The sequence below is a fragment of the Enterobacter sp. ECC-175 genome (genome assembly GCF_043968675.1).
GTDB lineage: Bacteria > Pseudomonadota > Gammaproteobacteria > Enterobacterales > Enterobacteriaceae > Enterobacter.
Window position 1 is genome coordinate 4,405,205 of the sequence record NZ_CP143776.1, and the last position, 22,320, is coordinate 4,427,524.

The 22,320-nt window shown below is 48.1% G+C and carries 18 protein-coding genes; all 18 read right to left on the reverse strand.

Annotation, left to right across the window (positions count from 1 at the left end):
- Nucleotides 1-45 precede the first annotated feature (45 nt).
- Nucleotides 46-1,509 carry a hypothetical protein gene (locus V1599_RS20820; protein WP_395300783.1) on the reverse strand — a complete coding sequence of 488 codons (1,464 nt, stop codon included), beginning with the start codon at nucleotides 1,507-1,509 and terminating at the stop codon, nucleotides 46-48.
- Nucleotides 1,510-1,650: 141 nt separating this feature from the next.
- Complete coding sequence (locus V1599_RS20825; RefSeq protein WP_112013200.1) at nucleotides 1,651-2,568, reverse strand: hypothetical protein; 918 nt, start codon at nucleotides 2,566-2,568, stop codon at nucleotides 1,651-1,653.
- A 72-nt stretch (nucleotides 2,569-2,640) separates the two neighbouring features.
- Complete coding sequence (locus tag V1599_RS20830) at nucleotides 2,641-3,537, reverse strand: Pvc16 family protein (protein ID WP_112013201.1); 897 nt, start codon at nucleotides 3,535-3,537, stop codon at nucleotides 2,641-2,643.
- Entirely contained in the window at nucleotides 3,530-5,548 is a 2,019-nt protein-coding gene (locus V1599_RS20835; RefSeq protein WP_112013202.1) for a contractile injection system tape measure protein, read from the reverse strand. The genes V1599_RS20830 and V1599_RS20835 overlap by 8 nt, the downstream gene beginning before the upstream one ends.
- Nucleotides 5,549-5,724: 176 nt before the next feature.
- Nucleotides 5,725-7,371, reverse strand: coding sequence for a tail fiber protein (locus tag V1599_RS20840; protein WP_112013203.1), 1,647 nt, complete (start codon nucleotides 7,369-7,371; stop codon nucleotides 5,725-5,727).
- 16 nt (nucleotides 7,372-7,387) lie between these two features.
- Nucleotides 7,388-7,729, reverse strand: coding sequence for a hypothetical protein (locus V1599_RS20845; RefSeq protein ID WP_112013204.1), 342 nt, complete (start codon nucleotides 7,727-7,729; stop codon nucleotides 7,388-7,390).
- 45 nt (nucleotides 7,730-7,774) lie between these two features.
- Nucleotides 7,775-10,660 (reverse strand): hypothetical protein, encoded by a 2,886-nt coding sequence (locus V1599_RS20850; RefSeq protein ID WP_395300784.1) that lies wholly within the window; start codon nucleotides 10,658-10,660, stop codon nucleotides 7,775-7,777.
- Nucleotides 10,653-13,487: a hypothetical protein gene (locus V1599_RS20855; RefSeq protein WP_112013206.1), complete on the reverse strand. Its 2,835-nt coding sequence runs from the start codon at nucleotides 13,485-13,487 to the stop codon at nucleotides 10,653-10,655. Before V1599_RS20855 ends, V1599_RS20850 begins: the two co-directional genes overlap by 8 nt.
- A 47-nt stretch (nucleotides 13,488-13,534) precedes the next feature.
- A complete protein-coding gene (locus V1599_RS20860; protein WP_112013207.1) occupies nucleotides 13,535-13,957 on the reverse strand; it encodes a hypothetical protein in 423 nt (140 codons plus the stop codon).
- Complete coding sequence (locus tag V1599_RS20865; RefSeq protein ID WP_112013208.1) at nucleotides 13,954-14,397, reverse strand: GPW/gp25 family protein; 444 nt, start codon at nucleotides 14,395-14,397, stop codon at nucleotides 13,954-13,956. Before V1599_RS20865 ends, V1599_RS20860 begins: the two co-directional genes overlap by 4 nt.
- A 54-nt stretch (nucleotides 14,398-14,451) precedes the next feature.
- A complete protein-coding gene (locus V1599_RS20870) occupies nucleotides 14,452-15,978 on the reverse strand; it encodes a phage baseplate assembly protein V (RefSeq protein ID WP_181573270.1) in 1,527 nt (508 codons plus the stop codon).
- A gap of 16 nt (nucleotides 15,979-15,994) precedes the next feature.
- Nucleotides 15,995-16,705, reverse strand: coding sequence for a hypothetical protein (locus V1599_RS20875; RefSeq protein ID WP_112013210.1), 711 nt, complete (start codon nucleotides 16,703-16,705; stop codon nucleotides 15,995-15,997).
- Entirely contained in the window at nucleotides 16,702-16,908 is a 207-nt protein-coding gene (locus V1599_RS20880) for a DUF5908 family protein (RefSeq protein WP_395300785.1), read from the reverse strand. The genes V1599_RS20875 and V1599_RS20880 overlap by 4 nt, the downstream gene beginning before the upstream one ends.
- Nucleotides 16,887-17,351 (reverse strand): phage tail protein, encoded by a 465-nt coding sequence (locus V1599_RS20885; protein WP_112013211.1) that lies wholly within the window; start codon nucleotides 17,349-17,351, stop codon nucleotides 16,887-16,889. The genes V1599_RS20880 and V1599_RS20885 overlap by 22 nt, the downstream gene beginning before the upstream one ends.
- Nucleotides 17,335-18,576: a phage tail sheath family protein gene (locus tag V1599_RS20890; protein ID WP_112013212.1), complete on the reverse strand. Its 1,242-nt coding sequence runs from the start codon at nucleotides 18,574-18,576 to the stop codon at nucleotides 17,335-17,337. Before V1599_RS20890 ends, V1599_RS20885 begins: the two co-directional genes overlap by 17 nt.
- Nucleotides 18,577-18,669: 93 nt before the next feature.
- A complete protein-coding gene (locus tag V1599_RS20895) occupies nucleotides 18,670-20,112 on the reverse strand; it encodes a phage tail sheath C-terminal domain-containing protein (RefSeq protein ID WP_395300786.1) in 1,443 nt (480 codons plus the stop codon).
- Nucleotides 20,113-20,142: 30 nt separating this feature from the next.
- Nucleotides 20,143-21,408: a phage tail sheath family protein gene (locus V1599_RS20900; protein ID WP_181573271.1), complete on the reverse strand. Its 1,266-nt coding sequence runs from the start codon at nucleotides 21,406-21,408 to the stop codon at nucleotides 20,143-20,145.
- Between the two features lie 49 nt (nucleotides 21,409-21,457).
- A complete protein-coding gene (locus V1599_RS20905) occupies nucleotides 21,458-21,910 on the reverse strand; it encodes a phage tail protein (RefSeq protein WP_112013215.1) in 453 nt (150 codons plus the stop codon).
- Between the last annotated feature and the right edge of the window lie 410 nt (nucleotides 21,911-22,320).

Consider the following 22,320-nt stretch of genomic DNA (forward strand, 5'->3'; position numbering starts at 1 on the left):
TCAACAGCCATTGAGATTATATCATCCCGATAACATGTTAGTACCTTACGGATTTCGGATATTTAATAGGGCGCCGTCTTTATCAACCACTAGCACGGTAATAACCTTACCAGACAGGGCATCATAAACTGATTTACCGGGCATTAACGGAGCATCCTTCATACCTGAAGAACTTCCTGGCGTGGTGTCAACCAGAGTATTAGTTAAAGAGTTTCCTGAATAATTGACGATCCTCAACGTCACTCCATTAACGAAGGGACTGTTCTCATCCCATTGCTCAAAACCTTGACGACGCTGACGGTATTCGAGAATAAGTACTGAACCATCAGAACGTTGAATTCGATATCCCTGAGCGCCGCCAGGCTGCCATAATGGTGCCAGCTTATATTGACCGTCGGCTTTGATAAGTGGAACATCCTGGTCATTTAGCCATCCAGCAAAAAGCTGATAGTTTACCGGAAATAATTTACCACCACCGCCGCCCATCGTATCCGTGGGGTCGTCCCCGCCGCCGGCTGAACATGTATTATTGATTTCTACAATATCATCATTTATTGGACAGTTACGTAATGTCGTAGAGTGGCTGTAGCCGAGATTATGTCCAAACTCATGAGACCACATCCAATATTTGAATCCTACACCATTAGACAGGATCCAATTTCCGGGTTTAGAAGCCAGCCCCTCCCAGTTGCACGATGCCGTTCTTGAGATATCTACGAACAAATAGTCATAATTATTTGGATCAACACCCTCCGCCCTGGCCGCGTTTCGGGCATTATCAAGAATAGCTCCAGAGCTACAGGTCGCAGGTGCAATACCAATATTAATATTTTTCAAAAACGTGCCATCAATCGATAACTTCCCATGGGATGCCAGCGTTACATAATGCTGTAAGGAGGCAAAATCGTCATTGTCGCCAAAAACTGCTTTGCGGACAGGTTCAGGGTCTGCAGGCGTTTTACCGGTAAAATGCGTTGCCATTAGAAGCACCTTTTTATTACCAATTACCGGACGCTTAGGCGAGGGGATTTCACCAGCAAATTCCCAACGCATTTTAGGCTCATGACTTACGTCAGCCATGTTAATAATTCCGGAGACAGGGTCGGCAATCAACATCTCCCTGCGAGCCAAATCATTATTATATTTATTTTGCAGCGAAATTTGTGAAGGAGAAATAGCCTTAACCTGCCATAACCGCATTGAGCTGTAACCATCTCCCTGACAGGTACCAAGCTCGACAGAGCGACCATTGCCCAGGGTACGCAGACATTTATCGCGATGCATTTCATTGCGAATCATAAAATAACCGGATGAATCACTAAAACTCCAGTTCTGTTCTTTACTTCCGTTACATATTTTAAAAGTCAGGATACCATTAGAGCCCGACGCCAGACAATAACCACCAGTAATAGCCTGATTCTGTAACGTAGCAAAGACTGATGCTAATGCTGGTGCTGACAAAAATGCTGTACCTAAAGACATTACGAAAAACATTAATAGCAGTTTCATATTAGAATACATAATTAATCTCTCTCTAATAAATTCCCATGCCGATTATTAATAACAACCAGCAATCTGATAGTAACATTCGAACCTAACGCGTGCGCGGTAGACCAAAAAAACATTACCGAATGCATTACGTAAATTAACCTACAAACTTTTAGGCTTATAGACCGCCCAGCGCTCAGGGTGGGTTAGCCATGGTGCAGGAACCTGCGAACCATGCATATAGAAATTAACTTTATTCCTGATTTCATCTTTATGACGGAACAGAAATCGTAGTTCTGCCGCCGTTGTCGATCTGTCTGAGTAGTTATGCCCCACCTCCTCCTTATTTATTACTTTATTCAAATCGATGCCGTCCAGTATAAAATGAATTTTGTCATCGCCTGTGGATTTAAGAATCATGTCCAGCGCTGCCTTACTTCCCCTGGTAATGACCTTCTTGCCGGTATCCAGAGTCCACCTGTTGTTGATAATATGTTCCTTTTCATCACTTTCATCTGCACGGTTAACTAACTCATTAAATGATTCCAAGACTATTTTGCTAATAGAATAACGATAATCATCCCTGCCAATATGATTAATAAATTTTTCTCGCAAGGGGGCATTCTTGCTGGATTCTGGAAAACGGATAAAAAGCCACCACGGTTTAGGTGGTCCGCCATCTCTGATGCTTTGATGAAAATTATTCTCTATGCTGCGAGAGACCTCTTTTTTTTGCGATTCAGAACCACTAAAAAGAGCTTCCGTATTTTCAGGCTTAAGTATATCGGTTGCTACTTTTATAGCCTGCTCGGGGCCAAATACGATAGCCATATAGTCCTGACGAAATGAGATCATTCCCCACCAGGTTCTGTAATTTCCAATCACATTTCCCAGCCCAAAGAAGAGATCTCCGCGTTCAGCATGAAACAGATCGTGAAATTTTTGCGCGCTCGGAATGGCTTCTACCTCTGTAAAAGAAGGTGCGGCACTCGTCCTTGTCAAAACATCTGTTAACGGCTCACCCTCAATATGTTCGCCAGCTCCCTGTGTTCTTTTTGCGCGACGCTTGTAGTGAGGCATAAAATTTCCTTATTTATTCCTGATCGATATCCCCCCCCTTTAATAGAGAAGGCGATAACTCAACTGAGTGCTTTAGTCATTGAGGGGCCATGGCAGAACCAGTGAGCACTGACTGTCAGCAATGCAGTAACGCATATCGCTAGCTACAAATTCCACGGCGTCGTTTTGCCAGCGCGCAACTTCATCTTCAATGGCTTTCTTAGCTGTATTTGACGGCACGATCCCTGAAATCTGTAAAGTCACTGGCGTAAATACCTCACCCTCTTCACAAACCGTCACCGCAATGGCAATTTTTGCCGGCCCTTTTTTCAAATCAGGCAGGACATTTAGCGTGTCATGAAGAATGGCCTCCAGATAGGCCAGTGCATCCCCCTTTTGCGGCCGGGCCACAAGCTGAATCTGCCCCACAGGCACCACGACCTCAGCTGCCTGACAGGCAATATTCATCGGCAGCGTTACGGCGAAATTAATGATCCCTCGCGGCTTATTCCCCAGCGCCTGCCAGAAATTCCCCAGGCTATTCAGCGCTTCCGGTTCAATAACCCTGAGCTGATAGCTTTTAAATGCCTGAGATTTGCGCATACATAGCAAAGCCCTGACCATTTCTGTCATACAGATAATCGACTGACTGTTATATGCCGCCTTTGGTGAATCGCTTCCGCCCTTTGTCGTTCCCTCCCAATAGGTCGCAAGGTAAAGACAGCGAATATTGGCCTCCTCTGGAGAAAATTGCCCGCTGGCGGGATCGTACTGCCGTGAGAGGCTGTGCCTGATAGCCAAATCCTCATGCACCAGATACATAAAAAAGTGGAAGGTGGGCTTTGTCGGTGGGGAGTCGGGGTCCGGTTCGTCAAAGCGTACATCGACATTAACAATTGGCTTCACATATTTTTCCACATGCTCTTTGATTAGCTGATTAACTCGAGCAATTTCTGTGGCCTGCTCTGCGAAAGTTTTCAAATTAAACATTAGGTTCTCCAATGGGTGATGAGGGGCTGTAAAAACGCTCGATATCCCAATCAATAGCAAACGGCTCCGCAAGCCAGGGATAGTGGACCTCTCTGAGGGGCCAGGGGAGCTGCTTGAGTAAGGTATCTCCGGGATGATTGTCCACAGACAGCTGCCATCCCTGAGGAAGGGCGGTTAACGTTCCCGGACGCTGCAGAAACAGCATACGGATATCTTCCGGGGTGCAGCGCCGAAGTCCTGGAATTTGATAAATTACACTCTGGAGCAGAATTTCAGATTGCGTCTGATGCGCCTGCTCAGGGGCTCCCCATGCGTTCAGCGGCAGCGTCAGTGGCCAACTGCAGATGAGCTTAGAGGCCATAGCCCGCCACTCGCCCCCCTCATCGTCCCTCCAGGCCAGCGTATCAAGCAGAGAGATCGCTGCCTGCTGCGCCTGTGTGCTGACAAACAGCAACGGACTCTCTTCATCCGCTTTTGCTGCCAGCCCAGCCTCACGAAATAAGCGGGGTAACAAAGGCCATAGCAGCACCAGGCCTGCATTATGGACCCTCATGGACTCAGGCTGCGCCTTGTCATCGTGAAATGCTCCGGATCGGTCTTGCAGACGTTGTCGGGAAAGTGACGGCGCTGGCGGGCTTTCTTCCTGGAGTGGAGATAAAGCTGACTGAAGGGTCGAAGTCGAAGAGTCCGGTTTTTCAAGCTCAGGGTTATACTGTATCGAGCCAGCATCTCCCTTTTCTCTGCAAGCGATCCCCGTTAGCCGCTGAAGCACATCGCGTGCTTTTTGCGTCAGCGCGCTGGCCCACTCTTCGCCGTGACATTGCAAACCATGCACCAGCCAAAGACGCCAACCGCTGGCGACGTTGGTCATTTCTGCCGAGGCCACCAGTAAAGCATTCAGCCATTGCAGCTCAGGTCTCGTCAGCGCCACAAGCTCAGGCGAGGAAGGGATGCCAGAGCTATGCGTTAGCAGTAACTCAGGATGATGTAAGTGATAATGCCAGTGGGCCAACATCACTCCTGACGGGCTGAAAGGAATCTCGGCCGGAGGAACCACAAGATGCTGTGACGCCGTCATCGTGCCGTACCATTGCTCAAACACTTCAGCTGGAAAACTATTCAGTAGCCGTTCGCGAGCCCGAGAAGAAAGCTTTAGAATGTTCATCAGCCATAGTAGTTCTGTCCTTTTATTGCTGCTCAGCAGGCTGGCAAGCAACCGTGCTGGCGTATTGCCAGCTGTAGCCTCACCGCCAGAATGAGAGTTTAATTTCCAGTGTTCGTCTTCCCCCTGCGGAGAATTTACGGCGGGCCAATATCCTGACAGAAGATACTGAGTCAATTTTTTTTCATTTTGCGATTTTAAGACGTTTTTAGAAAAATTTATTTTTGATGACCGTTGAGAACGAGTATTTTCATCATTGTTATGTTGGGAACCATTACTTTTCCAGTCATGTTTTTTCATTTGAAAAGGTCTTATTTGGAAATCATTGTTCTTGGGACATGCTGAACTGAATGGTATTTTTATCTGCCCGGTAATGTCCTGATATTCAATTTCCCCCTCAACATTGCCGGATAACAAAGTACTCTGGCACTTGGGTGATAAAAATACACTTGAAGAATTATTCTCGATCTCAGTAGCCTTTCGCTGTTTTGACGGTAATAGCCAACGCCTGTCAGATGAAAAAAACGCCTCGTCTGGAGATATGTAAGGCCTGTCCGATTCGCCCTCTGCCGATAATGGCATAAGCTCCACGTCACTCAGGGCCTTGTCGAGTTCCTCCAGCACTCGCTGAATAAACTGTTCATGAAACGCGCGGGCGTCCAGAGTCCCCAAGTCTAAATGCAACCGGTCGATGAAGTGCGTATCGTTCTCGCTCTGCATCGGGAAATGGTGCTGAAAACAGAGCCTCATTTTATCTGGCAGACTATTATTCATTATCTGGCTGACTTGCTGCTGAATATTTTCCGCCAGCGAATAAGGCGTACGAATAACGACGTGAATACGCTGCAAAAGAGTAGTAATAGCGCCTCCCTCTATCCATATTAACTTATTGAAAAGGCCAAATTTAATAAGCAGGGCATAAAATGCGAATGCAGAACTCCTCCCACAGAACGCAAAATATGCCCTCGGGATGATCTTTATTTACTGTAGTAGCTTGACCGTCGAGAGGACGGAGGGAGAGTGAGTTACAGCTTCATAATAAAGGCAATTGCATAAAACGCCGGCTGAACATCGATGGTTGCCGCCGTACCGCTAAACGCGGCGTTGTGTTTGTGAGGTTTACCACCACCAGTATTAAGTACATGATTTCCACCAGTGCCAGATTGGTTATATCTGCCTAACCCCATATTTGGCGCCCAAGAACCATTGCTATTACCATAATGCCCCCTGACATTATGTCCATGAGAAGGAATTTGATCCACCGTCAGCGTATGGTCGGCCACGCTGACGGTACCCGCAGGCGTATAGGATTTTGTGTGGTTGCCTCCGGTTGTTTGTGAGAACGACGATGACCCCTTAATGAATTTATCCTTCAGGTTAGGAGTGCCATTAGTTCCATCACAAAATGCCCAGCCAGCAGGCGCGGCAGTGCCGGAAAACATGGTGATCACCCCGCGTGGGATAACAGCCGCCATGTTGACGCTAACGCCGCTGGCATCCACCGTAATACCGGAGCCCGCCTTAACGCCGACACCGTTACTATCAACGGTGATACCGTGATGAGGTTTCACTGCAACGGAAGTGGCACCTACAGTAATACCGTTCCCCTGACCAACCTTCAGCTCTTTGCTGGTCTGATTCACATCCAGACCGGACGTGGCGGCACGTTTTACGGCAATACCATTGGCATCCAGCAGCAGTCCACCGTTGGTTTTAACGCTTACCCCATTGGCATCAACCACAATACCGTGATGAGGTTTCACTGCAACGGAAGTGACACCTACAGTAATACCGTTCCCCTGGCCAACCCGCAGACCGTTACTGTCCAAATCCATACCGGAAGTCGTGTGACGTTTTACTGCCACGCCATTACTATCAACGGCAACACCATTACCGGCCTTCACGCTGACGCCACTCCCATCAACGGCAATACCGTGGTGAGGCTTCACGCCAACGGTAGTGGCTCCTACAATAATGCCGTTCCCCTGGCCAACCCGCATCCCGTTACCATCCAGCTCCATACCGGAAGTCGCGTGACGTTTTAACGCTACACCGTTCCCGTCAACGGCAACGCCATTACCGGCCTTCACTTCGATGGTTGACGTACCCACCGTGATGCCGTTGCCCTGCCCCACTTTCAACCCTTTAGAGGTACCATCAATGTCCAGACCAGAAGTGGCGTGCCGGCTAACACCGATGGAACCAGGACCTACACCAATACCATCCCCTTTACCAACAGCGACACCATCAGCATCAATAATCAGGCCGCTAATCTCTTTTTTCTGGATTTTTAGACCGTTGGTTTCAGATGCAATTGCCAGACCTGAGTTGTTATCCCGCTTCACTGCAATGGCGACCGCTCCAACGCTGATTCCTTCCCCTTGGCCGACAGCAACACCATTGCCATCCACCACCAGGCCGCTGGTGGTTTTCGTTTTGAGTGCAATTTTATCATTGTCATTCAATGTCAGACCGTTCCCGCAGCCCTCGCTATCGGCATGAACACCCAGCACATGCGCCATCGCATAATGCTGCTGCAGCCAGGTCTGGTAGCTGTCTTCGCGCGGCACGGCATTTTTGACAAAGACTGGCGTCAGCGTATCCTCAATGGGCAGTACAACCTGCTGTTCTGCCATTTTCACGTTATCTTCGATATCCCGTTTTTTATCCATGGTAAAGCTCCTTTGGTTATTGAATGGTCAGCTCAGCTGACTGGTGTAGCGTTTTAAATCTGGCAGGAATATAAAGCAGACCGCGCTCGTCGATGGTGCGCCACCATTCAACGTCGTTCTGAGCCGCATCAAGTGCCTGCTCGTCTTTCATGCCAGGTATTTTCATTTTTCCAAGCCCGACATAATCCCCGGGAATAAAGCCTAATCCTCGCGCAGCAATTATCTGCCACCACGCATCGTTATCCTGAGCAGCATCGAGCAGGTGCTCATCTGCAGCGTCAGGAATTTTCATACTGTCAATACCATCAGGCCATGAGGGCAGGTCTCTGATCGTTTCAGCACTTCTTTTCTCTTCCATTTCTTTTTTCTCCTGTGAACAGATAGTTCGCGTAAAGGTCAAGGATTAATCTGCCGGAATATAGAGCAATCCACGCTCATCAATGATGCGCTTCCACTGTCCCTCTTCCGCGTTATCCAGCGCCTCCTCATCACTAGCCCCCGGAATCTTCATCATGCCGATCCCCTCCAGTACTGATGGCAGCATGCCTATAGAGAGCATTCGCAATAATTTCAGCGTATCGGCACCCAGCCGGGTCTCGGCGTCTTGCCAGCTGCCGTACGTTTCGGCCAGCAAATCAAATTGCTCATCGCTAAGCCACAATATTTGAGCCTGGATATGCGCCGGTAATTCTGATTGAACGATTCGCCGTACCGAGGCCTCGGCATCACTGAGTTGCTCCGGAGTGATATCACCCCGATCGATAAGTCTGCGTCGAAACAGCAGGCTGACTGTCAGAGAGAATCTGTCACGGCTGAATATCTCCGCAGCGCTGCCTTCAGATGCGTTGATACACCAGTTATAGCGCTGGGTATCCGTAATTAATGCATCACCCCGCTTCAGAATGATATTGGCTCTGCCGCGGATGCTGTCGACGCTCTCAACAATCGCTTCACGCTCGTCGCTATTGGACTGACTAAGCTTATTCGGGTTATCTGCCCCCGAACCTATATCCGTAAAAACGCGGGTAATAATGAGTTTGTCGCCGGATTGCATCGCTGGTGGCCAGGGCTGATCGCATGCCGTCGTTATCTCATAGCGGAGGGAACCGTCTTCGGATAGAGGAAGAGGAATAGCCGGCGTACTTTTATCCATGGCGTACTCAACATCTTTCAACCAGACATTGCTAAAGCGAAAAGTGAGCCGTCCTTCATTAGCGGCTTTCACTACCTCCTGCTGGCGAATACGAAGATGAGGAAAGAGTGCTGGAACCAGCGAAAAACTGTCATCGCTAACGCTCATAACCAGAATATTGGAGAGGATCTCTTCATTCTCTATCTCCTCAGTTATTTCGTTCTGGTCTGATTTCATCACCAGATCGATCAGGTGTCTTTGTGTCAGCAGACCGGCTAACGCCCCACCCGCGATAAAGGTCATGACTCCCTCAGCAGAATTCCCGCTGACAACCTGGCCCTTGAGCGGGAGTTCGCCGGTCGGCATTTCGGGCAGTAGTAAGGGATGCTCAACAATGTAGAAAGGCAGGTGACGGATATCAGCATCCTCGCTAAAAAGAGAAGAGCCAATGCCGAGCTGGCCGGCGATACGCCGCTGCACAGAAGAAACCCGTTTAGTATGTATTGCCGCACGCGCATAGCCCACCTGGGGCATACAGCGAATCAACCCTCTTAGAACCCGCAGATACTCTGCTTCCCCTTCAAAGCCCAGAGTTTTTCCCACCGGTTCGATGCCAAAATAGCCTAGCATGTAGCGCATCAAATCAATCAGCGCCTCCCGATCGTAGCGCAGTTCTCGATCGGCGCACATTGCCTCGGCTTTATAAGCAGCGTGAACGCTATCTGAAACAGCTTGATCGCTGAAAGGCCACTGGCTGCCATAGGCAGGAGCGTTTTCAACATCAGGCATATTCAGATCCAACAGAGCGCTCATATGATTTAGTCCGGCACAGCCGCTGGCCAGCTCTTGTTCAAAGCCCAACAAAAACTGATGCAGCTGCTGCTCATTTTCATTAGGTTCCAGTGCCTGAAGATTGTAAAGCGATGGAATGAGGCTCGTCGCAGGCGTGTAATTCTTCAGATTGCGGTAACGCCCAGCCAGATGCTGCCGGGATGGCTCGCTTCGAAATATCCTCTGGCGAGATTTCAGGGAAGAAAAAATCGCCTCCACATCCCCCATCAACCGAATGCCCTTACGTATCAGCGTAACCTGTCTGAGCATGGCACTGATATTATCCTGATGGTCGTTTTCTCCCCCCCAGAATGCCCAACACTGTATGGGTTTATCCAGCTTTCGCGTGAGCATCAACTCATTTTCGTCCAAGCTGATATACTCCACTGCCGAAATACCTTCAATTTGCCTGACCTGCCGGGCAAGCTGACTGGCGGCGAGGATGGTTCCCGCCTCCTTCTCCATCATGGTCGGAGCCAGAGTATTTATCCAGCCGTGTTCTGTTTTTGGCCCACTATATTCCCCAACCGAGAGATCAAGTGAGGCAACTCGCGTTAATGCCGGCGACAAACAAGCCTGCATGCTGCTATAAATATCCGCATAAAGTTCGGCGATATTCTCTACCTCGCTTTCCACTTCCAGCGTCATTACCAGAGGAGCGATAACCACTGTTTCCGGAATATTATTCGCAATATTGATCTGACGAAATACTTCACCCACATTGCGGTGGTTTTCCAGGTATTCTTCGAGCAGGCGGTAACGTTCACCTGAAGTCGTCAGATTAACGTTCAATAAGTCCGCTCTGACCTCAACCTGATATCCTCCTTTAAGCGATTGCTTTGAATATGTTTCGTTTTCAGGGGGCTCAAAGCTAAACTCGCGACGTTGACTGTTGTAAAAATAATGAAAGCGCTGCTCAACCTCCTCTTTCTCAACGATCACATCACTGAAAATATGGCCGCCAGAATCGTCGTTTTGCGCATAGAGATCATGAATACCGCGACGATAATCTTCTTCAGTCAGAGGACTAATAGTCAACATTTGCTCGGGTGCAAAACTCTTCGGGAACAGTAGCTCGTCCGGCTGAGAGCCTTCCGGGGTCAGTAAGTCCGTTAAAGGAAGCAGGCAACGGTAGCTTAAATCCGAAACGTTATAGGCCAGTGATTCCAGCATCGTTATACCAGGATCATGCGTTGTGGTGTCGGTCCATACTGCACCTGAAAGCTTCCCGACCACCTCTTTAGCTTGCGCAATCAGCGTATCGAAGTGAATACGGTTAATCTCTTCAGCAACAAACGAGGGCGTCTGCCAGCTATTATTACTCATTGATGAAATCCCCTGTTGAAGCCACTTTCTTGCGAATTTGTAGACCAGACAGCGGTGGGCTGCCGACGACAGGATTCAGGATCATTACCGTCAGCGTGGTATTTATGGTGTTTTTGCTGCCATCCAGCCAAATATCGTTGACGTATTCCACGTAAGGCTGAAGCTGTATAATCTGCATTACGGCGGTAATGTTGAGTGAATCATCCAACACCGTCAGGTCGTCGCCATATGCCCAGGGCATGAAGTGCTGCCTGATAGTTTGCGCCAGAAGATGCTCGCAATTTTTATGATTCTCCCCTTTCCGCCATACCACATCGTAATGAACGTCAATGGTGCGATAATAGGGATTCAGCACGCGCAGATTCAGCCACGGTGACGCACGCGCCGTGATAAACGTCTGCATTTCCCTGCGTCGCGCCGGGCTCAGAATAGGATATAAAGCATCTTCACCATCTCCCTGTCCGGCCCGTAATACCACCATAATCTCCTGGGTACGCTCTACTTCTTCAACCTTTCCTCTGACCTGGCTTACCGGTTCTGGAGGCATATACAGTCCGTCCAGAATCTGGACGCCAGGCAAACGGATATGGTGAAGTTCAGGGAAATTTTCCTGCAAAAGCGTGCTGATATCCTGCCATGTTGAGGCTCGCCCACGGTGGGAAAGCCAACCTGCAATGCGAGCCATACTCTGCTCCCTTCCCTCTCGTGGGTGCCCCCCCCATGAAGGCAGTGGCTGTTCAACGCGGTCCAGCCCATCAATAGGCGTTCGTGGCCGACGAATCGTGCCCGCTGGCAAAGGCGCATCAAAATGTTCAGGTGCCAGCGTTTGCGCATCGTATAAACGGGCCACACCCGCGCTGGGGTAAAGGTTGTAAAGCCAGGGATAGTTTTCCACCGCAGGCTGTGGCTCAGGCTTTTCAGGTGGCCAGATTGAAATGGGATCCTCTATCTCCTCATGGATAAACTGCTCTAATTTCAGCCAGCAGCGCCCGCCGGGCATTAATGTGCTATCCGTGACGGCATCTTCAGGCAGAGTCACGCTCCACAAACCTGGATAGCGTAGGCTGTCAGTTTCATCATTAATGATTTGCTCCTGATCCAGTGGCTTCCATCGCACGCGCTCAGCATCATCCTCATCACGGCCCAGATAGTGCCATTGCAGACCTTCAGCGGTAAAAGGACGGGGGTTATCAATATCCCAGTAAAATGAAAGCTGCTGGCCGGGTGCTATATCCTTAAAACCCAGGCAGAGCTGAGGAGAGGTCATTTCCGGAGCAGGTTCATCCCCCCGCTGATAACCGAAGGGTAGCAGAACATACTGCTCAATCTCCTGCGATGTTTCTGCCGACCAGGAGACATCAATTTGACGAATTTGTGGAAGGTAAGGCAGCGCAATAAGCTCATCTTCAGTGCCTGTATTGCCCTCTTCAACCATCGCTTTATAAGTCTGATGCTGGAAGTCAACTCCATCAAGGGAGAAAGAGATAGCATTTTTCCAGAGCAATGCCTCGTCTGGCAAAGGAAGCTCCGGCGAAGCAAATCGCACATGTAACGGATTATCCCGGCCATCATCCTGAAAAAAACGCACCGTTTCGACAGGCGCTGCCGCTGACAAATCACTGTCGACCAGATATTCACATCGGGCCAGAAACGCGGCATTGCTAATAACTGATTCAGTCGGGTAGTTTTTGTAATACAGCTTAAAATCAGCAGGACGCTCATGCCAACGGGGGAGCAGCGTGGCCCGGATTGTCGCATTCAGATTGCACCATCGCGAAGACATTACCGCAAATGCGTCCCCTACCGCCGGCTCAACGTGAAAAGGTCTGAAGGGTTCGTTGGTCTGCTGGCTGGCAGCATGCAATGGGCGCACACCGATAGGGCTGGCTTCTGCTACGTCTACTTTCAGTGCCACGACTACAGGTATCACGCTGGCTTCAGAGCTGCTTATTCGAAGGACCGGCTGGGAGAATTCATAACCCTCTAACCCTTCAGGAGGCATGGGATCAACTTCATCGGGAAGCGAAAATATTTGAACGTCTGCCATTTGCGGCTGGCCAGAAGCAAGCATCAACCATTGATCTTTAACGGCAATCTCTACCTGTAATTTTCCCCCGTCAACCGGCTGGTCGAACGTTAGCGTCAGGGTACGCCCCACACCGTCAGCTCGTAAAAGCGGCGACACAACCAGTCGCCCATTCTCCAGCACCACTTCGCCACCCACTTTCCGTTGGAAAAGACGGACGCCCGGTTCTGGAAGCGCAACACCAGCAGCTTCGTCCAATACAATATGACGCCAGGCTGGCCGCTCAGGTGTCGAAGGTAATACCCAACGAAGATCGCTCCAGCGAGCATGATTCACCCACAGAGGCTGCTGAAGCTGATACTCGCAAGGTACTCCATTAGTATCCTGCCCACCATCAAATAGCGTGCCAGCAGGCAGTAACAATGTCTTTAGCTTTTTTTCGGGTTTGAATGTCAACAGCACGCTGTCTGGCGTTACCGGTCGTTCACTGATTGCAAGAACTTGCTGATAATAGAGCTGCCTGTGGCGTTCGGGCAGCGTATTCAGAAGCCGCTGAGGCGTCTCCATCATACGGAAAAAAGCCAGTAAAAAAGCTTGCTGTGGCTGTAAATCCTGTAGCCCTTCATCCGGTTCAGCAAATCGCGCCGCCAAAGACTCTGGCGTATGCCCGTGATTAAAAAATAGAGAATCCCAGTACTGGCCACTTTTACCATAGGGGATCTTTGCACAATATTCTTTGAACGCACGCAGGCGCGATAATATTGTGCGTTTATCAAACACAAAAGGTTGAGACATAGTCATGCCAGTTTCCTGCATCTGGTGCCAGAAGAGGCACAAGGAAGAGAAGTTCAGCCTGCGGTGACGAAATGCTGACTGTTTGTAAATTGCCCGAATCCAGGCGTAGGCCCCGTTGGGTCGGGAGTGTTTGCGGGAGGTGGCATTTGAGCGTAGCGCGTTGGTATGAAAGTTGCGTTAAACATCTGCCCAACGACAATGACGGGTTTGCCACTCATGCACCAGGGAACGGTTTGGTCCGGAGCCAGTGAGAGGGTGACTTTCCCCTCCCCGGGATTAAATCCGGGGACGGTATAAGTCGCGTCCAGAGTCACTTTTACTTCGTCCCCTACGACACATACGTTTTTGTTATCAATTTTCGCTTTTCCACTACCACGGATAACCGCGCTCGTCGGGTCCTTCAGCATGACGTTACGATGTCCAAAAGGTGCAGAAATCTTCAACTGATCGCCGTCGCACACAATATAGTTGCTCATGTGAAATAGCCTCCCTGTCCTTCTCCAACGTCAAGGTTCCCTTCAATACTGAAGAGAGGCTCCATGCCTTTGATGCGATAGGAAACCTGTAACCGAAGCACGTTGAACCCGGATTGGCCGGGGCTCAACTGGCTGACATCAGCAAAATCAGCAGCAACATCCATAAGTTCAACTCTTGGTTCCCAGACTTCAATGCTGCTTCGAATCTGCTCCGTAATTGCAGTAAGCAGTGTCGCGTTGACATTTTCAAACATCACAGCGTGCAAATCACATCCATACCAGGGATGCATCACCCTTTCAGCCGGAAGGGTGTTAAATAAAATGCGTAAACTTTGCTCAATATCGGCTATAAAATCTGCTGCAAGCTCAGCGCCACTCTCCAACGAAAAGGTCGGAGGAAACGCCCAGCCGCGCTTGTAAATCACATCCAGTAACGACATAAAGTGACCTTAAAAGATGAAAGTAATGAAGTGCCTAAAGTTCCAAAACCAGTACTACTGATTCAAATCAACTTTGGCTCCTTTAATTGTTACGCTTTTTTTGCCCTCAATATTCAGGGCATCCTCGGTGAAGAGCATCGCTTTCCCCTCCTGAAGCTGAAGAGAGCTTTTTACGTCACCTTTGGCGACTTCCTGCAATATGCCCTTCTGAGGGTACAGAACAAGTTGCTGATTTAACTGGCCATCCTGTAAAACCAGGCCTATGCCGTCACTGAAAGCCGTATCAGGCAGCTTGTTTTTCGGACTATGCATTGCCCCAACAATCACCGGAAAACGGGGATCGTTTTCGAAAAAACCCAGCACGACTTCGTCCCCTTTGCGAGGCCAGAACGTCAGCCCCCGTCCATTGCTGGCAAAAGGTGAGCTTAGGCGAGCATTAATCGTTTGTTTCCCAAGGCAAAGTGCAGGCATAGATACTGCCAGGTAATGAATGCCGTCATCATCGGCCTGCGTTTTATCTTCTTCAACGATACCGATATGCAGGCCATTAACACCAGGCAGCATCTCTCCATGAAAAATACCCGTAAGATCAGCTCCAACTTCCAGCGTCGTGGTCCAGTCACCCGGTTGAAATGTATGACAGACAGCAGTCACAAGAGCTTTACCATCGATTCCCTTACCAAAGCCCTTCAACTCAAGCGTCTGCCCGGGAACATAACCAGCATCGCCCGTGAGAATAATACTGGCATGCAGACTGCTGATATGATTGAGCTGCATGCGACTATCGGCAAAGGCCCTCTGCTCGTCCTCCTCTAAACTGAGGCTATAACCATGATGCCACTCCCGTTTGGTCGACGTTGCCATTCCCGCGCTGCTTAGAGAGGCTTCGGCCAGCGCTGGGGCGGCCGCAGGCGAAGCGGCTCGCATTTCCTGTTGCTTAATATCCCAACTGCTGACATCCAGACGCTCAGGTAGTAAAGAATTATTCCGCAGAATTTCAATAGACCGAGAAACATGTGGGGTGATGACAACCTCTGCTGAGGTTTTCAAAGCGGGTTTCATGACAGAAACCGCCTTTGGCGTAACAACAAGCCACAGACCACACGCCTGCAAACGCGCTTTCAAAAATTGCCAGTCTGAACAGCTAAACTGAATCAGCTGCGGATGCTTAAAGCGCATCTCTTCAATCTTCGCGGAGAAGTTTTGTAGAAGCAGGGCGAATACATCAGAATCACTTTGTTCGGTAAAAATCTGGCTGCGATAATTTGTTTTAAGCATCTGAGTTGCGTGGCAAACGGTAAGAACAACAGTCCTTTCCCCTTGGGCAAACTGCACCTGCTGTTCGACAATATTTCCGGAAAAAAGCGTTTCTTTGCCCGTCTGGATGGACACGCTTTTCCCGGGCACCATCATCTGAAGATCGCTCTCAGCGTCTGATGACAGCGATAACATGCTCACCTCTTTCCCAGCTAATACCAGGTTTGCATGGGGGACATCATTTATTGGATAACGTATATCAAGATGAATAAGCCGGAAAGTCGCGAGCTTACGCCCCTTTTCCCAAATAATATTAAGTGACATATCACTTTCCTTACTATCAACGCGCATCCAAAATAAGCATGCTACCTGGCATTAATGCATGTAAATTATCCAGATCGTTAGCCATGGCGGCCTGCACATAATTAACAGAAGCAGCTCCGTCCATTAACGCCAATAACGTTGCCAAAACAGGCATGTCAGGGATGGGAAGCGTGGCCGTTTGCACGACAGGAATACCTTCTTTAAACACAGCCCGATTCTCATCCTCAAGCATCGTCATACTGACATTTGCCTGAAGTGGTTTTCCATCCTCACTGAACAACGTTCGGGTAATATGCATATTCAGCATGCGTCCCCGAAACTTTTCACCCCCCCAGCGCATCTCAATAAAAGGAGGCTGCTTCGTGACTTTATGGATTGAATAGCAGCACGCCTCTAAGGTCTTGATAATTTTAGTGATATCAAGCTTTATGTTAGCAGGTAGCGTCGCATCAAGTAAAAAATTAAAACTTAGGTTCCGAGAGATAACATCAACAAAGATTTTTTCTGGCCCATCACCTTCTTCGTTAACAGGGCCGAGGGCTTGCAGTTCTTTTATTTTCGTGCCGTAGCTTGCCTGCAGATTTTCAGGATTAAAAGGAAGAACCAGTCCGGTAGCCGGAATGGTTATTCCTTCAATAGAAATAGGTACTTTAAAACGATTATCTGCAAAAGCCCGAATCGTGAGTTTTTCTATTTTCCTTGATTTTAGCTGATTGATTAAACTCATCTGCCCCCCCGGACATCGTCACGTAGTCGGGCCAAAACCTGCCGCACGATACGTTTCTCAAGATGACGAATTAGCTGTTCATCACTAATATTCAGGGCCTGTGAGGTAGCGTTCAATGAACTTTCTCGCGGTTCCAAATTATTGACCCTGGCTTCGATGACTAACTCCCGAACTTCAATTGTCATAACTTCACTCCCAGCCATTCAACCCGCTCACAAGCCACTTCCATTCGATTCATCAGAATACCTCCTGAGCTGGCGTCAAAATCACCAATACTCATTCTGACTGGCATAAGCCCAGTGGCATACCAGCTCGCAACAGGAATATTCAGTTCATTTAATAAGAGGATATCGACATTAATCGGCAGGGCTCCGGTCTGAAAGCCACTCATAACGAAATCGAACGCGACGGTAAGTGGGCTAACTGTCATTACCCCACGTTCAAAAATCAAATTTGGATAAGAGACGCCGCGTGGAATAAACTGATTTGCCACATTATTCCCCCCTTCACGAATGCGCTGCGTCTGAATCTCTCTGCTAAGCCCTGAGATACGCTGGAAGCGTATGCTAAGGACGTCGGGAATACCCTGAAACATAAAAAATGCGAGGAATCGATGGTTGGTTTCAGGTTCAAAGGGACTTTTCATACAGTTCTCCTGACGGATGGTTTTCTTCAGAAGGTGGCGATGAGCTATTAATGTAAAAATCAAGATTAATGCGAATAAACTCAGCTGGCCGATGCGTCGCTATCCCGACCCGAACACGAAGCAAGCCGTTAAGCATCTCGGCCTCCGACATGCCAACCTCGCCCCCAACTTCTATCAGATAAGCATCTTCCTCCATCTCACCGATTAAGCCTCCTTGTTCCCACAAAACCTTAAGGTGTCGACGAATCAGGGTATGGATGCGATACCACGTAATCTCATTATTTTGTTCATAAACAAAAGGTCTCAACGCCCCTTTGAGGGTCTGAGTTAACCAGCGGACCAGCCGTACGTTTTGAATATAAAGTTTTCGTACATCGCTGCTGGTCGTTAACGTTCTACAGCCCCAAACTCTTACCCCTCGCCCGGGGAAACTACGGATTTGATTCACCGATCGCCCCGTTCCTGGAGTGGCGTGAAAAAGCGTTACTGGATGCAAATGGTTAAACTCAGGTCTGATAGCCTTCTCTATCGGGATGTTGGCAGGTGCTCTCCATAGACCGCGCTGGCGATCGTTTTGCTGCATCGCTGCCGCAATTGCACCTGAAGGTGGCGTCAGGGAAAAATTATCCGGGTTTGCATCTAACTGCACCTGACGACTATCGGTACGATGGTAGATCCAGGGCCAGTAGCCAGCCATTCTCTCTTCGCCGATCCAACTGCCGCTCTCATTACAAGCCCGGGCAATATCAGGATCGGAAGGATAGTCAATAATGGCAAATAAATTATCCGCTTCCATACAGGCACGACCGACAAGAGTAACCAGTTTCAGCCATTCCTCCGGTTTCAGGTTCACCATCTCTGGTAACACCAATAATGTTATTTCTGGTTCATCAAGAATGAGATCGAATACTCCCGCATAACCTGAAACTGGGTCTGACGCAACATTCTCCTTGACACCTAAAGAAATAACATAACACTCCCCTCCACCATTATTGAAATAAAGGCTCAAGCTAGAAAACAAATAACCACCATCAATTCCCCCACCAAATTTAGTCTGAAAATCGTGCAAGGACTGGATTCTAAAAACGTGTTGATGTTTGGCCTCATGATTTCGAACATAGCCAATAAAAACAGGCATTGCTGTTTCATGGGGTTGACGGCTTATATTTATCAGTTGGCGAGTGGATGATACTCCAGGTTGATTAAAGTCATACATCATGCTCATTATTTATCTCTATTACACTGGATGCTACTGAAGGGGAGCAATCTCAGGACTGCCCCCTTATTTCAGGGCTATCACTAATAAATATAATCAGATTCAGGCAGGAAGAAGCATATCCTGAGTGAACTCAAGAAAAATAAATTCAACAGGACGCAATGTTGCCATACCGATCTTCACTCTGAGAATACCGTTGTTAGCATCATTATCCTGTAGCGCAATTGCGACGCTAAACGCCTCTTCTGGTGAGCTACCGTATAGCCCGCCCTTTTTCCAGAGCATATGAAGATAATTATTGATAGCAGATGTTACAATTTGCCGGGTTGACGCAGAATTAGGTTCGAAAAGCATCGGGCGTAACATTTTGCGTACGTCACGTTCCACAGTGTTGAATAATAAACGGACCGGGACATAGCGCCAGGCCGGTTTATTAGGATCTTCCTGAGTACGAGCCCCCATAATCACTGTGTTATAGCGCGGGTTCCATAGGATAGCATTAATATGGCTATCGTTAAGCTGAGTATGTTTCAGTTTACCGATAGCAGTCACCGGAGTCGCTCCAATAATGCTGACGTTTGCAGGTGCTTTCCAAATGCCTGCCATTCGCTCGGTTCTGCAGTAACAGCCTACCACAGCGGCACATGGGGATAGTGTTCTACTACCATCATCATCAACGTTCTCGTAGAGAAAATGGGTGCTATTTAAAGCTTTATTTACCATTTTAAATACGGTCTTTTCCTCATTGGAACCATTTTCCAGCGACGCTAAAGAGCGATATTGATCCTTTTCCCATTCAACCAAATAACCATCATCATAAATACGTGGCAAAGAGGAGAGGAGTAAATCCGGGGCATACGTTGCCGTACGAGTCCTGTTGATACGTGATAACGCCGTGTCGTCGCCATAAGGAAGCAGAGCATGACGGGTAACAAGAAATGACTGAAGATTGTCCGTAATTGTACTGTCAAGTACAGTATTAATAGCTTCCGTAGAATCGTATTCACTATCAATCACCGCCATTAGAGAAATGTCGTCATACTCAAATAAAGCGTCTTTAATTTGCGCTGGCACATCATCTTCCCCCAAAGACAGAAGATAGCAGGCACCACCACCATTGCTAAAGTAGTGGCTAAGAGCAATGCTCCCTGTATTCAGATTTTCCTTTTGAAAGGCAATAATTGGCGGCACAATGATTTCAGGTAAAGGTTGTTCGCCTTCATCTTCATCTTCATCTTCATCTTCACCTTCTTGAATATCAATGCCATCACTGCGGACAAAAGATTTACTCAAGAGATCAGATGAAATTGGAAGCGTTGTCTCTTTCTCCTTCATTTCCAGCTTGAGGAAAAGCGGGCTGCTAAGACAAACTGCTTCAAAATCATGCCAGTTATCGATATGTAACAGCCCATCACTCAAACTACGCGGTGTGCCATCTTTATTAAGAAAACGGCCAACCAGCAGCGGTTTTAAGCCACTCATTCCTGCATTAGCCAGCGAAATCTTCGTTTTTTCAAAGATATGAACACCAGGATAATAACTCATAAAACTTCCTCCTATTAAATTTGCAACGAATCAGGAGCCGTTGGCCAACTGCTGGCTAAACTCGAGAATAATAAACTCAGCTGGACGAACCACTGCCAGTCCGATTCTGATGCGCAAAATTCCGTTATCAATATCACTTTGACTCATTGAAACGCCTTTGCCCACCTGCACAAAGTAGCCAGTTGATGGCGTGGACCCAACCAACGCCCCCTGCTGCCAAAGGTTATGGAGGTAGTTATCAATTGCCGCGCGAACAACTTCCCAGGTTGCCGGGCCATTTGGCTCGAATAGCACTGACTCCATCGCAGATTTGATATCCCTCTCAGCCATATCAAAGGTTCGTCGCACGGGAATATATGCCCATGCATTGCCGGAAATTGTCATCGTGCGGGCTCCCCACACTTGCGTGCCACGTCCGGTAAACTCACGAAGCATATTGACCGAAATAGTGGTTTTGCTCGGATCAGTAAATTTGGCCTGAGATTTATCGCCAATTTTCACAGCCGGGCGCAACCCCCCTTTAAGTGCTACGTTTGCAGGCGCTTTCCAGGGGCCTAGCTGACGATCGACGGAGCAGATTACCCCCGCTACAGCTGCACTGGGTGCTACCGGATGAATCTTATCCATTGGATAAGGCATGCCATCTTTATCGTTTAAATTCCAGTCAGCTTTCAGCCAAGGATAGTAAATCGAAACGCAATCTGAAGGTGAGAGGGTTGACAAGTGTTCTGACAGGCTCTCTTCGTTAAATCCCCCTTCCTCATTCGGCCCATCCAACAAGCCAAATAAGCCACTGCCAGGTTCACATAGACGAAGGATTTCAGCTGCCGCTTCCTTTTGCCCAGCCTGAACGAGCAGCGTGACGTCGTTCATATCAAGAACCATGTCCAGTTGATCCCACGGGCAGACATAGCAATAACCCCCTCCGTTATCAAAATAGGCTTTCAGCGCGGGTGCAAAATGGCGATGCCATTCGATATCCATTCCTGGCACCGTCTCACTATTTGCCAGCATGGGCCAGTTGGCTGGCCCGGCGTGGTGTTTATTAATGGATGAACGCTGCGCGCCAGTACGGCTATAGCGAGTTTTAGCAGCGGAGTTTTCTCCCTTCACATAACGCAGATAATCAGCAAACGATGGGATCAATAAAGGTTTTTGGTAATGCGGCCACCAGGGTTCTTTATCACTTTTACCGACCACCAGTACCGGTACTGCAGTTGCCGCTCGCCCGACGGAGAGCGATAGCCCATCCACTTCCTCAACATAAACGCCAGGCGCTAATGCATTCGTACTCATATTAACTCCATAATTCATTATTATTAATCAGCAATTGCCACCATTCTGGTTATTCGTGGCACTCAATAGTGATCCGATCGGCGTTCAACGTGATTTGCTTCACCGCAACTTCATTGCTCGAGGCATCAAGACTCGGACCAGTAATACCGGTAGGAAAAGCGTTAACAATATTCCAGGTAATAAAAAGATCCTTTCCAGACTCATCAGTCAGGCTGATTGAAATATCTTTTTTACCATCAGCATGATTGACATAATCATATAACCAGCTATACAACTGGCATTGGCCAGGGAATACAGCTTGTGACAATGTTACTGTTGTAAGTTGACGACGGGTTAACAGGCGGAATAAACCTCCCATGCCATCCCAATAATCAGCAGTCTCATATTGTTGATCCAGACCGCTTACGGAACTGCAGCGGAATACTTCACCACCAATATTTACGGTAAAACGAAAGCCAAGCACCGGATAGGTGCTATCGATGATTTCTACATTATCAGCCATATTATATCTCTCTATTTAATAAATAGTTCCCTGTCATCATTCATAATTTCAGGGAAAGGTGTGGTACAGCATTGTTAATGACAACGATTACAACTCACCATCATTAATAATTCGCGCAGTGAATCTATAATTAAAGGAATTAGAATACCCTACAGAAAATACATCAATTAATAAAAAGCCATGACTTATTATGGATAAATAAAACCTGAAAACCTTAAACAACCTAACAATTGAAAAAAATTCATAGCGATTGTTTTATAATAATATGCATTTTATATTATTTTAGGGATAAAGAAGGTGTTTTCTATCAACGCTATATAAGATAGGTTATGTTCCGCTAACTCATAACTATGCGCGCAATTCAATTATACTAAGTTGCGTATTAAACACTGGAAATACTGGGAATATTT

Excerpts from the sequence above, each read along its gene's own strand:
- V1599_RS20890 (WP_112013212.1), bottom strand. The coding sequence starts at position 18,576 with ATGAGCATGATGTATGACTTTAATCAACCTGGAGTATCATCCACTCGC.
- V1599_RS20855 (WP_112013206.1), bottom strand. The coding sequence starts at position 13,487 with ATGACTATGTCTCAACCTTTTGTGTTTGATAAACGCACAATATTATCG.
- V1599_RS20905 (WP_112013215.1), bottom strand. The coding sequence starts at position 21,910 with ATGGCTGATAATGTAGAAATCATCGATAGCACCTATCCGGTGCTTGGC.
- V1599_RS20825 (WP_112013200.1), bottom strand. The coding sequence starts at position 2,568 with ATGCCTCACTACAAGCGTCGCGCAAAAAGAACACAGGGAGCTGGCGAA.
- V1599_RS20840 (WP_112013203.1), bottom strand. The coding sequence starts at position 7,371 with ATGGATAAAAAACGGGATATCGAAGATAACGTGAAAATGGCAGAACAG.
- V1599_RS20885 (WP_112013211.1), bottom strand. The coding sequence starts at position 17,351 with ATGAAAAGTCCCTTTGAACCTGAAACCAACCATCGATTCCTCGCATTT.
- V1599_RS20845 (WP_112013204.1), bottom strand. The coding sequence starts at position 7,729 with ATGGAAGAGAAAAGAAGTGCTGAAACGATCAGAGACCTGCCCTCATGG.
- V1599_RS20880 (WP_395300785.1), bottom strand. The coding sequence starts at position 16,908 with ATGGCTGGGAGTGAAGTTATGACAATTGAAGTTCGGGAGTTAGTCATC.
- V1599_RS20860 (WP_112013207.1), bottom strand. The coding sequence starts at position 13,957 with ATGAGCAACTATATTGTGTGCGACGGCGATCAGTTGAAGATTTCTGCA.
- V1599_RS20870 (WP_181573270.1), bottom strand. The coding sequence starts at position 15,978 with ATGTCACTTAATATTATTTGGGAAAAGGGGCGTAAGCTCGCGACTTTC.
- V1599_RS20820 (WP_395300783.1), bottom strand. The coding sequence starts at position 1,509 with ATGAAACTGCTATTAATGTTTTTCGTAATGTCTTTAGGTACAGCATTT.
- V1599_RS20875 (WP_112013210.1), bottom strand. The coding sequence starts at position 16,705 with ATGAGTTTAATCAATCAGCTAAAATCAAGGAAAATAGAAAAACTCACG.
- V1599_RS20895 (WP_395300786.1), bottom strand. The coding sequence starts at position 20,112 with ATGAGTTATTATCCTGGTGTTCATATCTTTGAAAAAACGAAGATTTCG.
- V1599_RS20900 (WP_181573271.1), bottom strand. The coding sequence starts at position 21,408 with ATGAGTACGAATGCATTAGCGCCTGGCGTTTATGTTGAGGAAGTGGAT.
- V1599_RS20830 (WP_112013201.1), bottom strand. The coding sequence starts at position 3,537 with ATGTTTAATTTGAAAACTTTCGCAGAGCAGGCCACAGAAATTGCTCGA.
- V1599_RS20850 (WP_395300784.1), bottom strand. The coding sequence starts at position 10,660 with ATGAGTAATAATAGCTGGCAGACGCCCTCGTTTGTTGCTGAAGAGATT.
- V1599_RS20865 (WP_112013208.1), bottom strand. The coding sequence starts at position 14,397 with ATGTCGTTACTGGATGTGATTTACAAGCGCGGCTGGGCGTTTCCTCCG.